Consider the following 18,965-nt stretch of genomic DNA (forward strand, 5'->3'; position numbering starts at 1 on the left):
GCAAAAAGTAAGACTAGGAACGTGTGAAATGACATCGCAAAACGCAACAGATCTGAAACGCGGGCTCAGCGCGCGTCACATTCGCTTCATGGCGCTGGGCTCGGCCATTGGCACCGGGTTGTTCTACGGTTCCGCGTCAGCCATCCAACTGGCCGGCCCCGCCGTTCTGCTGGTGTACATCATCGCCGGCGCTGCGGTTTACATGGTCATGCGCGCCCTCGGCGAGATGGCGGTGCGCAACCCGGTGTCCGGTTCGTTCGGCGAGTACGCCACCACGTATCTCGGTCCGCTTGCAGGGTTTGTCCTCGGCTGGACCTATGCGTTCGAGATGGTCATCGTCTGCCTGGCCGACGTCACCGCGTTCGGCATCTACATGGGCTTCTGGTTTCCGGATGTGCCACGCTGGATCTGGGTGCTCGGCATCGTCTTTCTGATCGGCGCGCTCAACCTGTGCAGCGTCAAAGTGTTCGGTGAAACGGAGTTCTGGCTGTCGCTGCTCAAGGTCGGCGCGATCATCGCGATGATCCTTGCAGGCTTCGGCATCATGCTGTTCGGCATCGGCTCGGTCTCGGGCGGCGGCGTCAGCAGCGTGAGCAACCTGTGGGCTTACGGCGGCTTCATGCCCAACGGCATAGGTGGTCTTGTGGCCTCGCTGGCGGTCGTCATGTTTGCCTTCGGCGGTATCGAAATCATCGGCATCACCGCCGGCGAAGCGCGCAACCCGGAGCGCGTGATTCCTCGCGCGATCAATGCGGTGCCGCTGCGGATTCTGCTGTTTTACGTGCTCACGTTGTTCGTCCTGATGTCGCTGTACCCGTGGCAGCAGATCGGCAGCCAGGGCAGCCCGTTCGTCCAGATCTTCGATCACCTGGGGATTTCATCCGCGGCCACCGTCCTCAACATCGTGGTGATCACAGCAGCCGTTTCGGCGATCAACAGCGACATTTTCGGTGCCGGACGCATGATGTACGGCCTGGCGATACAAGGTCAGGCGCCAAAGGGTTTTGCTCAGTTGTCCGCCCAGGGCGTGCCGTGGATGACGGTGCTGGTGATGGGCATCGCGCTGCTCTGCGGCGTTGTGCTGAATTACCTGATTCCTGAAAACGTGTTCCTGCTGATCGCTTCGATCGCAACCTTCGCGACGGTCTGGGTGTGGCTGATGATTCTGGTCACGCAGATCGCCATGCGCCGCTCCATGAGCGCAGAAGAAGTCGCCCAGCTGAAATTCCCGGTGCCGTTCTGGCCCGTCGCGCCGATCGTTGCCACGTTGTTCATGGTGTTCGTATTCGGCGTGCTGGGTTATTTCCCGGACAGCCAGGCCGCGCTGGTGGTGGGGGCGGTGTGGATCGGGTTGCTGGTGGTTGCGTACTGGGTATGGGTCAAGCCGAAGCAGAACCTTAGGAAGGCAACATCAAACCGCTGATAAATGGGCTGTCATGAATGGTCTGTGTGTGAGCGAGCTTGCTCGCGAAGACTGAAGTTCAGGTGTTGGAGATTTGGCGGACACACTCGCCTCTTCGTGAGCAAGCTCACTCCCACACTTAACGCTTGCGATACCCGAAACAGGTTGTAAAACCGGACTCTTGGAGGCATCGATGAAAACGCTCTGGCACCACTGTCACGCAGCAACCATGGCGAACGGCACGTACTCGATCATTGAGGACGCCGCCATCGTGACCGATGCAGCACAGATCGTCTGGATCGGTCCTCTCCACGAGCTGCCGGATCAGGGCGACGTCAAGCGCGTCGACCTGAACGGCGCATGGGTGACGCCGGGCCTGATTGACTGCCACACCCACACCGTGTTCGGCGGTAACCGCAGCGGTGAGTTCGAGCAGCGCTTGCAGGGCGTCAGCTACGCGGAAATCGCCGCAGCCGGCGGCGGCATCGCCAGCACCGTGCGCGCCACCCGCGCCGCCAGTGAAGAAGAACTCTACGCCAGCGCCGAGCGTCGCTTGTTGCACCTGCTCAGGGATGGCGTGACCACGATCGAGATGAAATCCGGCTACGGCCTGGACCTCGCCAGCGAACGCAAGATCCTGCGGGTGATTCGCCAACTGGGTGAAAACCTGCCGGTCACCGTGCGCAGCACATGCCTGGCCGCCCACGCCCTGCCGCCGGAATACAAAGACCGCGCCGATGACTACATCGCCCATATCTGCAGCGAGATGCTGCCGGCGCTGGCGGCGGAGAATCTGGTGGATGCGGTCGATGCGTTCTGCGAATACCTGGCGTTCTCGCCGGCCCAGGTCGAGCAGGTGTTCATCACCGCCGGCCAACTGGGCCTGCCAGTGAAGCTGCACGCCGAGCAGTTATCCTCGCTGCACGGCTCGAGTCTGGCGGCGCGCTATCAGGCGCTGTCGGCAGACCATTTGGAATTCATGACCGAAGAAGATGCCATCGCGATGGCGGCCTCCGGCACGGTCGCCGTCTTGTTGCCGGGAGCGTTCTATTTCCTGCGTGAAACTCAATTGCCGCCGATGGATGCCCTGCGCAAACACGGGGTGAAGATCGCCATTTCCACCGATCTCAATCCGGGCACATCGCCGGGCCTGTCGCTGCGGCTGATGCTCAATATGGCCTGCACGCTGTTCCGCATGACGCCGGAAGAAGCCCTGGCTGGCGCCACTGTTCATGCGGCTCAAGCGCTGGGCATGGCCGAGACCCATGGTTCGCTGGAAGTCGGCAAAACGGCGGATTTCGTTGCCTGGCACATCGAACGGCCTGCCGACCTGGCCTACTGGCTGGGCGGCGATCTGGACAAACGCGTCGTGCGTCATGGCGTGGAACGCACTCTCTAATCAGGGGAAAACTGTGGACAAGGTTTTGAGTTTCACTCGCGGTCGCGTACCGCTGCTGATCAGCATGCCGCACCCGGGACTGCACCTGACGCCCGCCGTGCGTGACGGTCTGGTGGACGAGGCCGTGAGCCTGCCGGACACCGACTGGCACATTCCGCGTCTGTATGACTTTGCGTCTGATCTGGGGGCAAGCGTGCTCTCGGCGGAATATTCGCGCTTCGTCATCGACCTTAATCGCCCGTCCGACGACACGCCGCTGTACGCGGGCGCGACCACCGGGTTGTTCCCGTCGACGCTGTTTGAGGGCGATCCGTTGTTCAAAGAGGGTTTGGCGCCGAGCAAGGAAGAACGCGCGACTTATCTGGAGAAGATCTGGACGCCGTACCACGACACGCTGCGCAACGAGCTCGAACGCCTGCGCGCCGAGTTCGGTTATGCGTTGCTGTTCGATGCGCATTCCATTCGTGGACACATCCCGCATCTGTTTGACGGTCGGCTGCCGGACTTCAATCTCGGGACGTTCAATGGCGCGAGTTGTGATGAAGCGCTGGCCCAGCGTCTGGACTCAACCTGCGCCGCGGCGAAGAACTACAGCCATGTGCTCAACGGTCGTTTCAAGGGCGGCCACATCACCCGCCACTACGGCGACCCGGCCAACCATATCCACGCCGTGCAACTGGAACTGGCGCAGAGCACGTACATGGACGAGTTCGTGCCCTTCCACTATCGCCCCGATCTGGCCGAGCCGACGCAGGTGGTGCTGAAAGGGCTGTTGGAAGAAATGATCGCATGGGGGCGGGAGACGTACGGGAAGTAACCTCGGGTTTATGATTCTCATGGTGGGACCGGCTTCAGCCGGGAAGAGGCCGGTTTGAGCGCCATCAGTTTTGCGGCATTGCACCTGACGCTTTCCCGGCTAAAGCCGGTCCCACTGAATGCGCACGCGGCGTGAGCAGGACCGGCTTTAGCCGGGAAGAGGCCCGTCTGAGCGCCGTCAGTTTCCTGATCGTCAGCGTTACTTCTTCAACAACCGCAACCCGTTAAACACCACCAACAGACTCACGCCCATGTCGGCGAACACCGCCATCCACATGGTCGCCATACCGGCGAAGGTCACCGCCAGAAAGATCAGCTTGATCACCAGCGCCAGCGCGATGTTCTGCTTGAGCACTGCTGCGGTGTCCCGCGACAGACGAATAAAGGTCGGGATCTTGCGCAGGTCGTCGTCCATCAGCGCCACGTCGGCGGTTTCGATGGCGGTGTCCGTGCCCGCTGCCGCCATGGCAAAACCGATCTCCGCCCGGGCCAGCGCCGGCGCATCGTTGATGCCGTCGCCGACCATGCCCACCCTGTGGCCCTGCGCGTACAGGGCTTCAATGGCTTGCAGCTTGTCGGTCGGCATCAGATTCCCCTGAGCCTGATCGATGCCCACCTGAGCGGCAATGGCCTTGGCAGTGTGCGGGTTGTCACCCGTCAGCATCATCGTCTTCACGCCCAGCGCATGCAGTTGCTCGATGGCCTCACGGCTGCTGTCCTTGACGGTATCGGCCACCGCAAACAACGCCAACGGCCCGGAGGCGTCGAACAACAGCACCACGGTTTTGCCCTGGCTTTCCAGGGCTTCAAGTTGCGCTTCCAGTTCCGCCGAGCAATAACCGGCGTCATGCACCAGACGGTGGTTGCCCAAGTGGTACAAACGCCCTTGCACTTCGCCCTTCACGCCAAGCCCCGCAAGGGCTTCGAATGTTTCAACCGGCAGCCGGGTACCTTCCAGCGCGGCCTTGGCAATGGCTTGAGACACCGGGTGATCCGAGCGACCGGCCAGGCTCGCCGAGATCGCCAGCGCTTGCTCGCCCAATGACGTATCGAGCAACACGTAATCGGTCTGCACCGGCTTGCCGTGGGTGATGGTGCCGGTCTTGTCGAGGGCAAGGTAATCGAGCTTGTGCCCCATCTCCAGGTACACGCCGCCCTTGATCAGGATGCCTTTGCGCGCCGCCGCCGCCAGGCCGCTGACGATCGTCACCGGCGTGGAAATCACCAGCGCACACGGGCACGCAACCACCAGCAGCACCAGCGCGCGATAGATCCAGTCGAACCAAACCGCGCCCATGAACAGGGGCGGAATGATCGCGATCGCCAGCGCCAGTGCGAACACCGCAGGTGTGTAGATTTTTGAAAAGCTGTCAACGAATCGCTGGGTCGGCGCGCGCGCACCTTGGGCCGCCTCGACAGCATGGATGATCCGCGCCAGCGTCGAGTTGTTGGCGGCGGCGGTCACTTTGTATTCCAGCGAACCGGCCTGATTGATGGTGCCGGCAAAAACCTTGTCGCCGACGGTTTTCTCGACCGGCAGGCTTTCACCGGTAATCGGCGCCTGATCGATGCTCGACTGGCCGGCAACCACTTCACCGTCCAGCCCGATGCGCTCGCCCGGTTTGACCCGGACGACGCTGCCCAACGCAATATCCTTGACCTCAAGCTCGAGCCACTCGCCGTTCTGCTGCACGGTGGCGGTTTCCGGCGTCAGCTGCATCAGGCCGCCGATGGCGTTGCGGGCACGGTCCAGGGACTTGGCTTCAATCAGCTCGGCAACAGTGAACAGAAACATCACCATCGCCGCTTCCGGCCACTGCCCGATCAGCACCGCACCGGTGACCGCAATGCTCATCAGCGCGTTGATATTCAGATTGAAGTTTTTCAGGGCGATCCAGCCCTTCTTGTACGTGGTCAGGCCGCCGCTGAAAATGGCGATCAGCGCAACGATGGCGACCACCCACGTTGGCGCGGCGTTGGTGAAATGGATGACCTCCGCAGACAACGCAGCGACACCCGACAGCGCCAGCGGCCACCACGGTTTGTTCGCAGGCGGCAGCGACGCGGTTTCCTTGTCGGCGCCCTCCTCGATCAGGTCCGCCTGCATACCCAGCGAGCCAATGGCGTCGCGAATGGGATCGGTGGACGGCAGCTCATGCCACACACCCAGCACGCGGTTGATCAGGTTGAATTCAAGCTTCTGAATGCCCTTCATCTTGCCGAGCTTATTCTGGATCAGCGTCTGCTCAGTGGGGCAGTCCATGGCTTCGATACGGAAGCTGCTGAGCTGACCCTCAGCGTCTGACGCGCCATCAATGGTCACGACGGCCGGTGCGCTGTCATGGGAGCAGCAGGCATGGGCGGCATGGTCGTGTTTCTGCACGGGCGTGAGTTTGGACTGCCCGTGGTCGTGACCGGCATGATCGTGATCGGCGTGGTCATGGGCGGAATGGTCATAGCCAGCGTGCTCGTGCTCGGCATGGTTGTGCGAGTCGTGGCCAGGCTTGTGCGGGGAAGGTGTGTGTACAGAGTCACTCATGGGTTGAGTCTCTAAGTGTGCGTGTTGCCAAGTGAACACCCTGTAGCCACTATAGGGTCAAGTGTCCTATCGAGGTCTTGCGCATGAACCCTTTATTTAAAATCGGCGAACTGGCAAAACTAACGGACTGCCCGGTGGAAACCATCCGCTATTACGAGCGCGAGGGCCTGCTGAGCGAGCCTGCGCGCAGCGACGGTAACTATCGGCTGTACACCCAAGAGCACGTCGAGCGCCTGACTTTCATCCGCAATTGCCGCAGCCTGGACATGACGCTGGACGAGATTCGCAGCCTGCTCGCACTGCGCGACAGTCCCCGGGACCAGTGCGAGAACGTCAACGCGCTGATCGACGAACACATCCAGCACGTGAACGCCCGCGTCGCGAGCCTGCAAGCGCTGCAGGAGCAATTGGTAGACCTGCGCCAACGCTGCAGCGAAGGCGCGCCGGATCACTGCGGCATACTTGATCGACTGGAAATCAGCGGGAGTGTCGTGGCAGCGGACGTCGAACACTCCCACGTAGGCCGCAGCCACGGGCATTGATGAGCAGCGAAGGACGGCCAGACGCCTATAGCCATCCCGATCGCTTTTGGATGCTACGGCTAACGCGAATCTGTAGGGGCCGGCTTGCTGGCGAACCGATTGTGTCAGTCGACATCCCCGCTTGAGGCCAATTGCGTTCGCCAGCAAGCCGGCTCCTACGGAAATGTGTACGACGCAGATCCGTGCCATGGCTCAAACCCAGCGTACAACCGCATCAAACCGCACCCATAAAAAAGCCCCGGGCTCATCAGCCGGGGCTTTGCGTTCAGAGATGATCAGGCGTTGTGAATACGCTCAACCGCCGCCGCCACACCAATCCCGTACTCAGGGTCAGCCATCGAGCAGTGTTCGATGTGCAGCTGGATAATCGGCGCCGACACGCCACGCAGCGAGCGGGCGGTGTTGTCGAACAGCGACTGTTTCTCCCGGGCGTTCATCAGCCGGAACAGGTTGCCTGGCTGTGAGTAGTAGTCGCCATCCACGCGGTGGTTCCAGTGAGCGGCCGCGCCTTCGATGGACAACGGCGGTTCTCTGAAATCCGGCTGTTCCTGAAACGCGCCCTTGGTGTTCGGCTCGTAAGAGGTCATGCCCCCACGGTTGCCGTCGACGCGCATCAGGCCGTCGCGGTGGTAGCTGTTCACGTGCAGTGCCGCCCGTGGCGAGTTCACCGGGATCTGGTGGTGGTTGACGGTCAGGCGGTAGCGCTGCGCATCGCCGTAGGAAAAAAGTCGACCCTGAAGCATCTTGTCAGGCGAAAAGCTGATGCCGGGCACCACGTTGGAAGGCGCAAATGCCGCCTGCTCGACGTCCGCAAAGTTGTTCTCCGGATTGCGGTTCAGCTCGACCACACCCACTTCGATCAGCGGATAATCGCCCTTCGGCCAGACCTTGGTCAGGTCGAACGGGTTGATCGGATACGAGCCCGCCTCTTTCTCCGGCATGATCTGCACAAACAGCTTCCAGCGCGGGAAGTTGCCCTGCTCGATGTTTTCGTACAGGTCGCGGTGATGGGACTCACGGTCACGTCCGACCAGTTCCTGCGCTTCGGCGTCGCTCAGGTTGGCGATGCCTTGTTGCGAGACGAAGTGGAATTTGACCCAGAACCGCTCGTGCTGCGCGTTGAGGAAGCTGTAAGTATGGCTGCCGAAACCGTGCATTTCGCGGTAGCTGCGGGGGATGCCGCGCTCGCTCATCACGACAGTCACCTGGTGCAGCGCTTCCGGCAGTTGAGTCCAGAAATCCCAGTTGTTTTCAGCACTGCGCATGCCGGTGCGTGGGTCGCGTTTGACGGCGTGGTTCAGGTCAGGAAACTTCATCGGGTCACGCAGGAAGAACACAGGCGTGTTATTGCCGACCATGTCCCAGTTGCCTTCCTCGGTGTAGAACTTCATCGCAAAACCGCGAATATCCCGCTCGGCGTCAGCCGCACCGCGCTCGCCGGCGACGGTGGAGAAGCGGGCGAACATTTCAGTGCTCTTGCCGATTTCAGAAAAGATTTTTGCGCGGGTGTAGCGAGTGATGTCGTGGGTGACGGTGAAGGTGCCAAACGCGCCAGAACCCTTGGCGTGCATGCGACGCTCCGGGATAACCTCACGATCGAAATGGGCGAGCTTCTCGAGGAACCAGACATCTTGCAGCAGCGCGGGGCCGTGGGGGCCGGCGGTCTGGATATTCTGGTTATCGACTACGGGGGCGCCAAAAGCGGTCGTCAGTTTGTTGCTCATGCGTGTTTCTCCACCAAGGATACTGGCGGGCGACTTCTGCTGAGGTCGCCCTGTGTCTGTCCGATGGGGAGAACGATAGGGAAATCGACGCGTTTAAGCTCATTGTCACTGCGCACTGAGCGGATAGAGGATTTCAATCGATTACCGATTGATCAATAGCCTCCGCTCATGAGCGCAGCCGGATTACACCGCTACGGGCGCCTTGATGCTCGGATCCGCGTCATAACCCACGATCTCGAAATCTTCGAATCGGTAATCGTAGATGCTCTCCGGGCGACGCTTGATGTTCAGCTGCGGCAGCTGTCGAGGCGTGCGAGTCAGCTGCGTCGCGATTTGCTCTTCGTGGTTGGAGTAAGCGTGGGTGTCGCCCAGGCTGACGATGATCTCGTGGGGGATCAGGTCGCATTGCTGAGCCAGCATGTGGGTCAGCAGCGCCAGCGCGGCGATGTTGTACGGCAGGCCGAGGAAGACGTCGGAACTGCGGATGTACAACTGCATCGACAGCTTGCCGTCGGCCACGAAGGCCTGGTACAGCAAATGGCACACCGCAAGGGCCTGGCGCCCGGCCTTGACGTTTTCCTGGGGCGACAGCTTCTCGTCCGGCAGGTATTCGGTATTCCAGCCATGGAACAGGATGCGGCGGCTGTTGGGGTTGTTCTTCAGGCAGTCGACCATGTAGTCGATCTGGTTGATCTTGCCGCCGTCCTTGGTCGGCCAGCCGGTCCACTGCGCGCCGTACACCGGGCCCAGGTCGCCATCTTCGGTGGCCCACTCGTCCCAGATGGTCACCCCGTTTTCATTGAGCCACTTGGTGTTGGTGTTGCCGCTGAGCATCCAGATCAGCTCATTGGCGATGCTCTTGAAGTGCAGCTTCTTGGTGGTCAGCAGCGGGAAGCCATCGGCCAGGTTATGGCGAATCTGCCGACCGAACACGGCAGTGGTGCCGGTCCCGGTGCGGTCGCCCTTGCGGGTTCCGTTATTGATGACGTCCTGCAGCAGCTCAAGGTATTGCTTCATGACCAGAGGTCCTCTGTTTCGGTGAATCCGCCGAGCCCTTCAGGCCCGGCGTTCAGCAAATGTACCCTGCGCGTTACGCCGCAGCGTTGTTGGCAGCGGGCGCGCGGTGATAGGCAAGCCAGATCAGCACCAGACCGCCGATGATCATCGGCAGGCTGAGAATCTGCCCCATGGTGACCCAGCCCCAGGCCAGATAACCCAGTTGCGCGTCCGGTACCCGAACGAACTCCACCACAAAGCGGAAGATGCCGTAGAACAACGCGAACATGCCGGACACGGCCATGGTCGGACGCGGCTTGCGGGAATAAAAATAGAGAATGACGAACAAGGCCACGCCTTCCAGCGCGAACTGGTAGAGCTGGGACGGGTGGCGCGCCAGCTGCGCAGGATCGCTGTAAGGCGGGAACACCATGGCCCAGGGCAGATCAGTCGGTTTACCCCACAGTTCGGCATTGATGAAGTTGCCGATGCGCCCGGCGCCCAGACCAATCGGCACCAGTGGCGCGATGAAGTCCATGAGCTGGAAGAACGACTTGCCGTTGCGCTTGCCGAACCAGTACGTCGCGATCATCACGCCGATGAAGCCGCCGTGGAAAGCCATGCCGCCCTTCCACACTTCGAAGATCAGCAGCGGGTTGGCGATGTAATTGGGCAGATCGTAGAACAGCACGTAACCAAGACGCCCACCGACAATGACGCCCATGGCGACCCAGAAAATCATGTCCGAGAGTTTTTCCTTGGTCCACGTCGGGTCGAAGCGATTCAGGCGACGGGATGCCAGGTACCAGGCACTGCCGATACCGACCAGATACATCAGGCCGTACCAGTGAATTTGCAGCGGACCGATGGCCACGGCTACCGGGTCAATCTGCGGGTAAGGCAGCATTGCGACTCCTTGAAATAGAAGCGCTCATTGAGCGACGAAGCAGAACTATGCGGCGGCGGCAGCAGGTCATGCCACCCAATAATCATGAAATCTGGTGTAAGGCGACTGCGAAGGGAAACCCGCGAGCCGATGATGTCACCACAGCTTGGTGGGGCATCTCTCAAAACAGAGTGTGGCATGTTACCGGACCGCGCCGATCCGCTCTAGCAGCGTGCGATGGATGTCGGCGTGCGGGGTGGGTAAAGTGGCGAAAAAAGGAGTCATCCATGTGCCTTATCGTCTTCGCCTGGCGGCCGACGCACGCGCAGCCGTTGATTCTGGCGGCCAATCGCGACGAGTTCTACGCGCGCCCTACTCTGCCGCTCGCGCAGTGGGAAGAAGCGCCACAGATCTATGCCGGACGCGATCTTGAAGCGGGTGGAACGTGGCTGGGGATCAATGCTGACGGACGATTCGCAGCGCTCACCAACATCCGCGAGCCAGGCAAGCCGCCAGGCCGTCGTTCGCGGGGGGAATTGGTCGCCGGTTTTTTAAACAATGAAGTTGCGATTGACGAGTACTTGCGTGGTGTCGCCGCGCGTTCGGCGGAGTACGGCGGATTCAACGTGCTGGTAGGTGATCGTGAGCAGTTGCACTTCCTCAACGGGAACGATCCGACACCCCGCCGACTGGAAGCAGGCATCTACGGAGTGTCCAACGCCGGACTCGACACGCCGTGGCCCAAGCTGGTTAAAGCCAAGGCTGCCCTGTCTGATCATTTGGACAATCCTGATCCCGAAGCGCTGTTTGGCTTTCTCATCGATCACGCGCCTGCGCCAGACGCTGAACTGCCAAGCACCGGCGTTGGGCTTGCGACGGAGAAGCTGCTGTCGAGCGTGTTCATCGCCAGCCCCAATTACGGCACGCGAGCGAGCACGGTGTTGCTGGTTAATGCGGATGGCAGCCGGCGACTTATCGAGCGCAGCTTTGGGCCGTATGGCGGGAGATTGGGAGAAGTGGACCTGCAGGTTTAGCCTGCATCAAGGTTTTAGTAGGACCGGCTTTAGCCGGGAAAGCGTCCTGTGTCACGCCCAACATCTTAGGGTGTTCAAGCCGGCTCTTCCCCGCTGAAGCCTGTCCCACCAGGAGCAGCGCAGCTGCCAGACCTCAATGCCCTTTCACAGACCCCGGATTGATCATCCGCGACAGGCCCAGATTTCTCAACGCCAGTTGCAACGAGCTGCTGATGACCTGCGGGTTGTCGTTCTTCATCAGCTGGGCCAGCAGATCCTTGGCCATGCTCAGGTTGATCTGACGCAGCATCCATTTCACTTTCGGCAAGTTGGTGGCGTTCATCGACAGGCTGTCGAAACCCATCGCCATCAGCAGCACCGCCGCCGCAGGATCACCGGCCATCTCGCCGCAGATGCTCACCGGCTTGCCTTCGGCGTGGGCATCACGCACAACGCTCTGCAGAGCCTGAAGCACCGCCGGATGGAGGTAATCGTACAAATCCGCCACGCGCGGGTTGTTACGGTCGACCGCCAGCAGATATTGAGTCAGATCGTTCGAACCAACAGACAGGAAATCCACCTGACGCGCCAGCTCACGGGTCTGGTAGACCGCTGCCGGTACTTCAATCATCACGCCCACCGGTGGCATCGGCACATCGGTGCCTTCATCACGTACTTCGCCCCACGCCCGGTGAATGAGGTGCAGCGCCTCTTCGGTCTCGTGGGTGCCGGAGATCATCGGCAGCAGAATCCGCAGGTTGTTCAGGCCTTCGCTGGCCTTGAGCATGGCGCGGGTCTGCACGAGGAAGATTTCAGGATGATCCAGCGTCACGCGGATGCCGCGCCAGCCGAGGAACGGGTTGTCTTCCTTGATCGGGAAGTACGACAGCGACTTGTCGCCGCCGATGTCCAGGGTTCGCATCGTCACCGGCAATGGGTGGAACGCCGCCAATTGCTCACGGTAGATGGCGAGCTGCTCCTTCTCGCTCGGGAAACGCTGCTGAATCATGAACGGCACTTCGGTGCGGTACAGGCCAACGCCTTCCGCGCCCCGCTGTTGCGCGCGGGCCACGTCCGCCAGCAAACCGGTGTTGACCCACAGCGGCATGCGGTGACCGTCGAGGGTCACGCAGGGCAATTCACGCAGCGCGTCGAGGCCTTGAGAGAGCTGACGCTCCTCCTCGACGACGACGGAGTACTGCTTGATCAGGATCTCGGAGGGGTTGGTGAAAACCTCGCCGTGGTAGCCGTCGACGATCAGCTGGATGCCGTCGACTTTCGAGTACGGCAGGTCCACCACGCCCATGACCGTGGGAATGCCCATGGCCCGGGCCAGAATGGCGACGTGGGAGTTACCCGAGCCGAGCACTGAAATCAGGCCCACCAACTTGCCTTCCGGCACCTCGCCGAGCATGGCCGGCGACAGCTCTTCGCTGACCAGAATGGTGTTGTCGGGATAGACCAGTGTTTGCTGGCGCGCTTCCTGAAGGTAGGCAAGCAGGCGGCGACCGAGGTCTTTGACGTCCGATGCACGTTCGCGCAGGTAGGCGTCGTCCATCAGCTCGAAGCGTTTGACGTGCTCGTTGACCACCGAGCGCAAAGCGCCCTGGGCCCACTGGCCGGTCTTGATGACGTTGGTGACTTCACTGCCCAGCGACGCATCGTCGAGCATCATCAGATATACATCGAACAACGCGCGTTCTTCTGGGCGCAACTGTGTCGCCAACTTCGCCGAAAGGGTGCGCATGTCATTGCGAACGCCTTCAAGCGCGGTCTGGAACAACTTGAGTTCAGCGGTGATATCAGAGACGGTCTTGTCCGGCACAACTTCCAGGTCAGCCGGCGGCAGCATGACCAGTGCAGTACCGACCGCAGCGCCCGGCGAACCCGGCACGCCGACGAATCGGGCTTCCTGGATGCCCTTGCCCTGCCGACCCAGCCCGCGAATGGAGCCGGTGGCTTCCGCATGGGCGATAACGCCTGCGAGTTGCGCGCTCATCGTCACGAGGAAGGCTTCTTCGCCCTCGTCGAACTGACGGCGCTCCTTTTGCTGGATAACCAATACGCCCACTACCCTGCGGTGGTGGATGATCGGCGCGCCGAGGAACGACGCGTAACGCTCTTCACCGGTTTCAGCAAAGTAGCGATAGCGAGGGTGATCGGCGGCGTTTTCGAGGTTCAGTGGTTCTTCACGTGTACCAACCAGCCCCACGAGGCCTTCGTTCGGGGCCATGCTCACCTTGCCGATAGAGCGCTTGTTCAGGCCTTCGGTCGCCATCAGTACAAAGCGGTTGGCTTCAGGGTCGAGCAGATAGACCGAACAGACCTGGCTGCTCATGGCCTCTTTGACGCGTAACACAATAATGCCCAACGCCGCCTTGAGATCCTTGGCGGAGTTAACTTCCTGGACGATCTTGCGCAGCGTATTGAGCATGGCTCGGGGTCGAACTCCGTGTCAGTCGCGCGCCAACAGGCGCGGGGCAAGCTCTTTGAGTGCGCGGCGATATACCTCGCGCTTGAATGTCACCACTTGGCCCAACGGGTACCAATAACTGACCCAACGCCAGCCATCGAACTCCGGTTTGCCGGTCAAATCCATCCGCACCCGCTGCTCGTTGGAGATCAGGCGCAGGAGAAACCATTTTTGCTTCTGGCCGATGCACAGCGGCTGGCTGTGGGTACGGACCAATCGTTGCGGCAGACGATAGCGCAACCAACCCCGGGTGCAGGCAAGAATTTCAACATCATGCCGTTCCAGCCCGACTTCTTCATTCAATTCACGGTAAAGCGCGTCTTCCGGCGTCTCTTGAGGGTTGATACCCCCCTGCGGAAACTGCCAGGCGTCTTGATTGATGCGCCGAGCCCATAAGACCTGACCAGCATCATTTGTCAGAATTATCCCGACATTAGGGCGAAAACCATCGGGGTCGATCACGGCTACAACCTCGCAAACGCATGTCGCCGCATTGTTCCACAAAGATCGTGAAGGCAGCAACGAGGCTGCGACAGCTTATCGTGACAACTGCATTAATAGATGCGATCTCTCGAGCAAACCTCGTATTCTTGTGCTCTTTTTTCTGATATTTCAGCGAGTAAAGCTCATGCGCCTGGCCCTCTTCGACCTCGACAACACCCTTCTCGGCGGCGACAGCGACCACGCCTGGGGCGATTACCTGTGCGAACGCGGCATCCTGGACGGCGCGGCCTACAAGGCACGCAACGATGCTTTTTATCAGGACTACCTGGCCGGCACGCTGAACCTGACCGACTACCTGAATTTCAGCCTGGAGATTCTGGGGCGCACCGACATGGCGCAGCTCGACGAATGGCACCGGGAATTCATGCGCGATTGCGTCGAGCCCCTGATCCTGCCAAAGGCCATGGCCCTCATCGCCAAGCACCGCGACGCTGGCGACAAACTGGTAGTGATCACGGCGACCAACCGTTTCGTCACTGCGCCGATCGTGGGCCGACTGGGCATCGACACGCTGCTGGCGACCGAGTGCGAAATCGTCGATGGCCGCTACACCGGGCGGACCACTGACGTACCGTGCTTCCGCGAGGGCAAAGTGACCCGCCTGAACCGCTGGATCGAGGAGAACGGTTTCAACCTGGACGACAGCTGGTTTTACAGTGACTCGATGAACGATTTGCCATTGCTGGAGCAGGTGGTGAACCCGGTGGCGGTCGATCCTGATGAAAAGCTGCGCGCCGAGGCCACCCGTCGCGGCTGGCCGGTGATTTCACTGCGCGGTTGAAAGCCTTCGCGAGCAAGCTCGCTCTCATCAAACAAAAAATATGTCTCTGATTTCGTTACACAATTCAAGAAGCCTTTACCAAGTCCAGCCCCAGTTTCCGGGCCTTGCGCAGCAAGGTCCGGTACTGCTTTTCCTTGCTCCGTTCTTCAAACGCTTCGATCCCCTGCTCAACATAGGGCTGCCCCTTGGTCAGCATGGCGTAGATCAAGCGCGCAAGTTGGTGAGCCGTGGCCTTGATGGCGCAACTGGTATCCATCCGCGCCAGTCGGGCCCTGTGGCTGGCGCCGATAAAGCTTTTGTCATTTCGCGCGTTGGACGCCGCTTGCTTGAGTGCCTGGGCTGCGTTGTTGAGGGTTTTCTGACTTTTACCCGACAGTGGGCGGCCACCCGAAATCCGTGTCGGTGGTGCCACGCCCAGCCAGGAGCAGAAATGCTCCATCGTGGGAAATCGGGACAGATCCGGTCCAATCTCACCGGCAATGACCATGGCCGTATCGACGCCGATGGTCGGTATGGCGGTGAGATCAACGCCCATGACGCGCCAAAGCGACTGATGCAGGGCCGCCTGATCTGCTGCGCAGCGGTGAGGGCTACGCAGGATTTTTCGTGAGGGTTGCGGGGCCTCCTCGCGCTCGGGCAGCTCACTCAGCGCGCCCATAATGGCCTTGTCGCAAGCGCCAATCTGCTGCTCAAAGAAGTCATAGCATTGCACTTCCTGTTCGAGCGCATGCAGGTGCTCCAGACGCCAATTGCCGTGGAGGCTGCGGGCTACAGTCTCTTTGCTGGCCTTGATCCGCCGATCAGTCAGGTCGGCCAGAACAGACGGATCGCGCTCGCCGGCAATGATTGCACGAAGGATTTTCATGCCGGTCACGCCCGAAATATCGCTGATGACGTTGGCGAGCTGGATGTTCATCTGGCTCAGCGCTTTTTGCATACGGTTCAATGTTTGGGACTGACTGCGAACTTTACTGGCTCGTTGGCGAATGAGTGCCCGCATTGAACAGATCGCATCGTCAGGGCGAAAAGCTCCGCGCAGCAGGCCATGGCTCATCAGTTGCCATATCCACTGGCAATCGAGGACATCGGATTTACGACCGGAAATCTGCCGCGTTGCGCGTGAGTTGACCAGATAGACCTTGAAGCCTCGCGCATCAAGAAGCTCAAACAGTGGAATCCAGTAGACGCCAGTGGCTTCCATGGCCACGACCTCGATCTTCAGACCTTCAAGCCAGTCGGCCAACTTGATGAGGTCGTCGGTGAAGGTGGAGAAGCTGCGTACCGGTTGCTCGTGGTCACGATCAACGGCGACCCAATGCTCGCGGCTGCCAATATCGATACCGGCACAATGCGGATGGACCAGTTCAAAACGCTGCCTGGATTGCTTGCGCGCCATGCTATTTCCTCGCAGGATGATGGGCGCGCGGGGCACACGGTGGCGAAAGGGTTCACTCTCTCATACGTGGTCACGGCTAGCCGTGCCGACAAGGACTCCACGCCGATACCGTGCGGGCCACTCTCCCACGCGGGTGCTGTCACACCAATGTGAGTACCGGCCTCTGTCCCGCGCACCTGAATCCTAGCAAAGCAAAAAGCGGCTGCCCCTGACGGGGCAGCCGCTCTTCGCTTTCCAAGGTATTAGCATCACCACAGGAGAGGAGTCGTGCACCCTGTTTGCTGCGTGACAGCGCGGCGCGTAGCGGCGGGACGGCTCCCACCGTTCTTTATCGGCGGGAACATCTGCGCTGGCGTCCGTTTGGATGACTGAAATTTAGACCGGTTTGGCGCCCATCAGACCGGCAATCGCCACGAAGCAGACGACGCTGAAGATAGCCAGCGCCAGGGTGAAGCGGGAGTTACCCACGATGACCGGCCGGCGCAGGCGATTGACTCGCACCGCCAGCCAGGCCCAGCTCAAGGCGCCGAAGAGATACAGCACACTCGCCGCCAGCAGCCAGATCTGCCCCAGCGGCCAGCCAGCGTAGTGCACCAGCCACCAGCCGCTGATCGGCAGGGCTAGCAGGCATACGCCCATCAGCACCCAGACGAATGCCCACGGCCGTTGCATGGCGCGGTTCTGCACGGTCACATCGCCGGCCCGACGGCCACGGACGATCCACACGACCAGCCCCAGCGCGCAGATGAACAGCAGCACCGTGCTGGCGACGTGCAGGATTTTCAGTGCAGCGAAGTGTTCCATTGTGTTCGTGTCCCTGTGTATGGCTGTGTTTGAAGCGTAGCAGCCGGTCGCATGCCGCTGCCGTTATCCCAAAAACAGCTTGTACGCCGGGTTCTTGGTCTCGTCCCAATACGGATAACCGATTTCCGCCAGCGCCTGCGGCACCAGATGCCGTTCGTCCTCCGGCACCACCAACCCGGCGACCACACGCCCATCTGCCGCGCCATGGTTGCGGTAGTGGAACATCGAGATATTCCACTTCCCGCCCAGCTTGTTCAGGAAGTTGAACAGCGCACCCGGCCGCTCCGGGAATTCAAAGCGCAGCACCACCTCATCGCTGACCCGTTCCGAATGCCCGCCCACCATGTGCCGCAGGTGCAGCTTGGCCAGTTCGTTGTCGGTCAGGTCCAGCACCGGAAAACCCTGTTCCGTGAGGCTCGCGATCAGGGCCTTGCGCGGGTCGGTGTCCGGGTGGGTCTGCACGCCGACGAAGATGTGCGCCTCGCGGTCGGTGTGGTAGCGGTAGTTGAATTCGGTGATCTGCCGCTTGCCGATGGCTGCGCAGAAGGCTTTGAAGCTGCCCGGCTGTTCCGGGATGGTCACGGCGATGATCGCTTCGCGGCCTTCGCCCAGTTCGGCCCGTTCGGCGACGTGGCGCAGGCGGTCGAAGTTGACGTTGGCGCCGGAGTCGATGGCGACAAACGTCTGCCCGGTGACTTCGTACTGTTCGGTGTACTTTTTGATCCCGGCCACGCCCAGTGCGCCAGCGGGCTCGGTGATCGAGCGGGTGTCGTCGTAGATGTCCTTGATCGCCGCGCAGATTTCATCGGTGCTGACGGTGATGACTTCGTCGACGTAGTCCTTGCAGATGTCGAAGGTGTACTGACCGATCTGCGCCACCGCGACGCCATCGGCAAACAGCCCGACCTGCTGAAGCACCACGCGCTCGCCGTAGGCCATGGCCTGTTGCAGGCAGTTGGAATCGTCCGGCTCGACGCCGATCACCTTGATCTCCGGGCGCAGGTATTTCACGTAGGCCGCGATGCCGGCAATCAACCCGCCACCGCCCACTGGGACGAAGATCGCGTCCAGTGGCCCCTGATGCTGACGCAGGATTTCCATCGCCACGGTGCCTTGCCCGGCAATGGTGTCGGGGTCGTCATACGGGTGGACATAGACGTAGCCATGTTCCTCGACCAGTTTCAGCGAATACGCCAGCGCTTCAGGAAACGAGTCGCCGTGCAGTACGACTTTTCCGCCACGGGAGCGAACGCCCTCGACCTTGATCTCCGGCGTGGTCTTCGGCATGACGATGGTTGCCGCGACGTTCAGCGTCTTCGCCGCCAGCGCCAGACCCTGCGCGTGATTACCCGCCGACGCTGTCACCACGCCCCGCGCCAGTTCTTCCGGACTCAGCTGCGCCAGCTTGTTGTACGCGCCGCGAATCTTGAAGGAGTACACCGGCTGCAAGTCTTCGCGCTTGAGCAGGACGTTATTCCCCAGGCGCTGGGACAGTTGGCGCGCGGCGTGCAGCGGGGTTTCCACAGCAACGTCGTACACGCGGGAGTTGAGGATCTTTTTGACGTAGTGCTCGAGCATCGGAGAAGAATCGCTGGCGAAGGGGCAAGACCCGGAAGTCTACCCCTCGTCCCGGCGCACGACCATATCAAGACTCAGGCTTTGGCCACGGCATGTCGTTATACTGCCGGCC

The 18,965-nt window shown here is 60.8% G+C and carries 15 protein-coding genes; 6 read left to right on the plus strand and 9 right to left on the minus strand.

Annotation, left to right across the window (positions count from 1 at the left end; all coding sequences use genetic code 11):
* The first annotated feature begins 28 nt into the window (after window positions 1-28).
* The 3 genes from AC3ISG_RS23045 (at window position 29) to hutG (ending at window position 3,618) form a co-directional block, all read left to right on the plus strand.
* Entirely contained in the window at window positions 29-1,423 is a 1,395-nt protein-coding gene (locus tag AC3ISG_RS23045; RefSeq protein ID WP_489298045.1) for an amino acid permease, read from the plus strand.
* A gap of 172 nt (window positions 1,424-1,595) precedes the next feature.
* A complete protein-coding gene (gene hutI, locus AC3ISG_RS23050; RefSeq protein WP_272633303.1) occupies window positions 1,596-2,801 on the plus strand; it encodes an imidazolonepropionase in 1,206 nt (401 codons plus the stop codon).
* 13 nt (window positions 2,802-2,814) lie between these two features.
* The gene (gene hutG / locus AC3ISG_RS23055) at window positions 2,815-3,618 is read left to right on the plus strand and encodes an N-formylglutamate deformylase (protein ID WP_272633304.1); all 804 of its coding nucleotides are present in this window, start codon (window positions 2,815-2,817) and stop codon (window positions 3,616-3,618) included.
* Window positions 3,619-3,816: 198 nt separating this feature from the next.
* On the opposite strand, the gene AC3ISG_RS23060 is transcribed toward hutG, so the two are convergent.
* A complete protein-coding gene (locus AC3ISG_RS23060) occupies window positions 3,817-6,156 on the minus strand; it encodes a heavy metal translocating P-type ATPase (protein WP_489298046.1) in 2,340 nt (779 codons plus the stop codon).
* A gap of 83 nt (window positions 6,157-6,239) precedes the next feature.
* Between AC3ISG_RS23060 and cadR the strand changes: the two genes are divergently transcribed.
* Window positions 6,240-6,698 (plus strand): Cd(II)/Pb(II)-responsive transcriptional regulator, encoded by a 459-nt coding sequence (gene cadR, locus AC3ISG_RS23065; protein ID WP_489298047.1) that lies wholly within the window; start codon window positions 6,240-6,242, stop codon window positions 6,696-6,698.
* A gap of 275 nt (window positions 6,699-6,973) precedes the next feature.
* Here the strand turns inward: cadR and AC3ISG_RS23070 are convergent, their stop codons facing one another.
* The 3 genes from AC3ISG_RS23070 to lgt all read right to left on the minus strand — a co-directional run bounded on the left by AC3ISG_RS23070 (window position 6,974) and on the right by lgt (window position 10,325).
* Window positions 6,974-8,422, minus strand: coding sequence for a catalase (locus AC3ISG_RS23070; RefSeq protein ID WP_489298048.1), 1,449 nt, complete (start codon window positions 8,420-8,422; stop codon window positions 6,974-6,976).
* Between the two features lie 183 nt (window positions 8,423-8,605).
* On the minus strand, window positions 8,606-9,439 hold the full coding sequence (locus AC3ISG_RS23075; RefSeq protein WP_074889717.1) for a thymidylate synthase: 834 nt from the start codon (window positions 9,437-9,439) through the stop codon (window positions 8,606-8,608).
* A gap of 73 nt (window positions 9,440-9,512) precedes the next feature.
* Window positions 9,513-10,325 carry a prolipoprotein diacylglyceryl transferase gene (gene lgt, locus AC3ISG_RS23080; RefSeq protein WP_272633310.1) on the minus strand — a complete coding sequence of 271 codons (813 nt, stop codon included), beginning with the start codon at window positions 10,323-10,325 and terminating at the stop codon, window positions 9,513-9,515.
* A gap of 266 nt (window positions 10,326-10,591) precedes the next feature.
* Between lgt and AC3ISG_RS23085 the strand changes: the two genes are divergently transcribed.
* Window positions 10,592-11,338, plus strand: a complete 747-nt coding sequence (locus AC3ISG_RS23085) for an NRDE family protein (RefSeq protein ID WP_489298049.1) — start codon at window positions 10,592-10,594, stop codon at window positions 11,336-11,338.
* Window positions 11,339-11,471: 133 nt separating this feature from the next.
* On the opposite strand, the gene ptsP is transcribed toward AC3ISG_RS23085, so the two are convergent.
* Both ptsP and AC3ISG_RS23095 read right to left on the minus strand, forming a co-directional pair.
* Window positions 11,472-13,751 (minus strand): phosphoenolpyruvate--protein phosphotransferase, encoded by a 2,280-nt coding sequence (ptsP, locus tag AC3ISG_RS23090; RefSeq protein ID WP_122533979.1) that lies wholly within the window; start codon window positions 13,749-13,751, stop codon window positions 11,472-11,474.
* A 21-nt stretch (window positions 13,752-13,772) separates the two neighbouring features.
* Complete coding sequence (locus AC3ISG_RS23095; RefSeq protein ID WP_062379340.1) at window positions 13,773-14,252, minus strand: RNA pyrophosphohydrolase; 480 nt, start codon at window positions 14,250-14,252, stop codon at window positions 13,773-13,775.
* A 166-nt stretch (window positions 14,253-14,418) separates the two neighbouring features.
* On the opposite strand from AC3ISG_RS23095, the gene AC3ISG_RS23100 reads away from it, so the two are divergent.
* Entirely contained in the window at window positions 14,419-15,075 is a 657-nt protein-coding gene (locus tag AC3ISG_RS23100) for a histidinol-phosphatase (RefSeq protein ID WP_489298050.1), read from the plus strand.
* A gap of 64 nt (window positions 15,076-15,139) precedes the next feature.
* On the opposite strand, the gene AC3ISG_RS23105 is transcribed toward AC3ISG_RS23100, so the two are convergent.
* The 3 genes from AC3ISG_RS23105 to ilvA form a co-directional block, all read right to left on the minus strand.
* Window positions 15,140-16,471, minus strand: a complete 1,332-nt coding sequence (locus tag AC3ISG_RS23105) for an IS110 family RNA-guided transposase (protein ID WP_489298051.1) — start codon at window positions 16,469-16,471, stop codon at window positions 15,140-15,142.
* 375 nt (window positions 16,472-16,846) lie between these two features.
* Complete coding sequence (locus AC3ISG_RS23110) at window positions 16,847-17,275, minus strand: DUF2269 family protein (protein WP_489298052.1); 429 nt, start codon at window positions 17,273-17,275, stop codon at window positions 16,847-16,849.
* A 63-nt stretch (window positions 17,276-17,338) separates the two neighbouring features.
* On the minus strand, window positions 17,339-18,853 hold the full coding sequence (gene ilvA, locus AC3ISG_RS23115; RefSeq protein ID WP_489298053.1) for a threonine ammonia-lyase, biosynthetic: 1,515 nt from the start codon (window positions 18,851-18,853) through the stop codon (window positions 17,339-17,341).
* Window positions 18,854-18,965 lie beyond the last annotated feature (112 nt).

The sequence above is a fragment of the Pseudomonas sp. GL_135 genome (assembly GCF_057834665.1).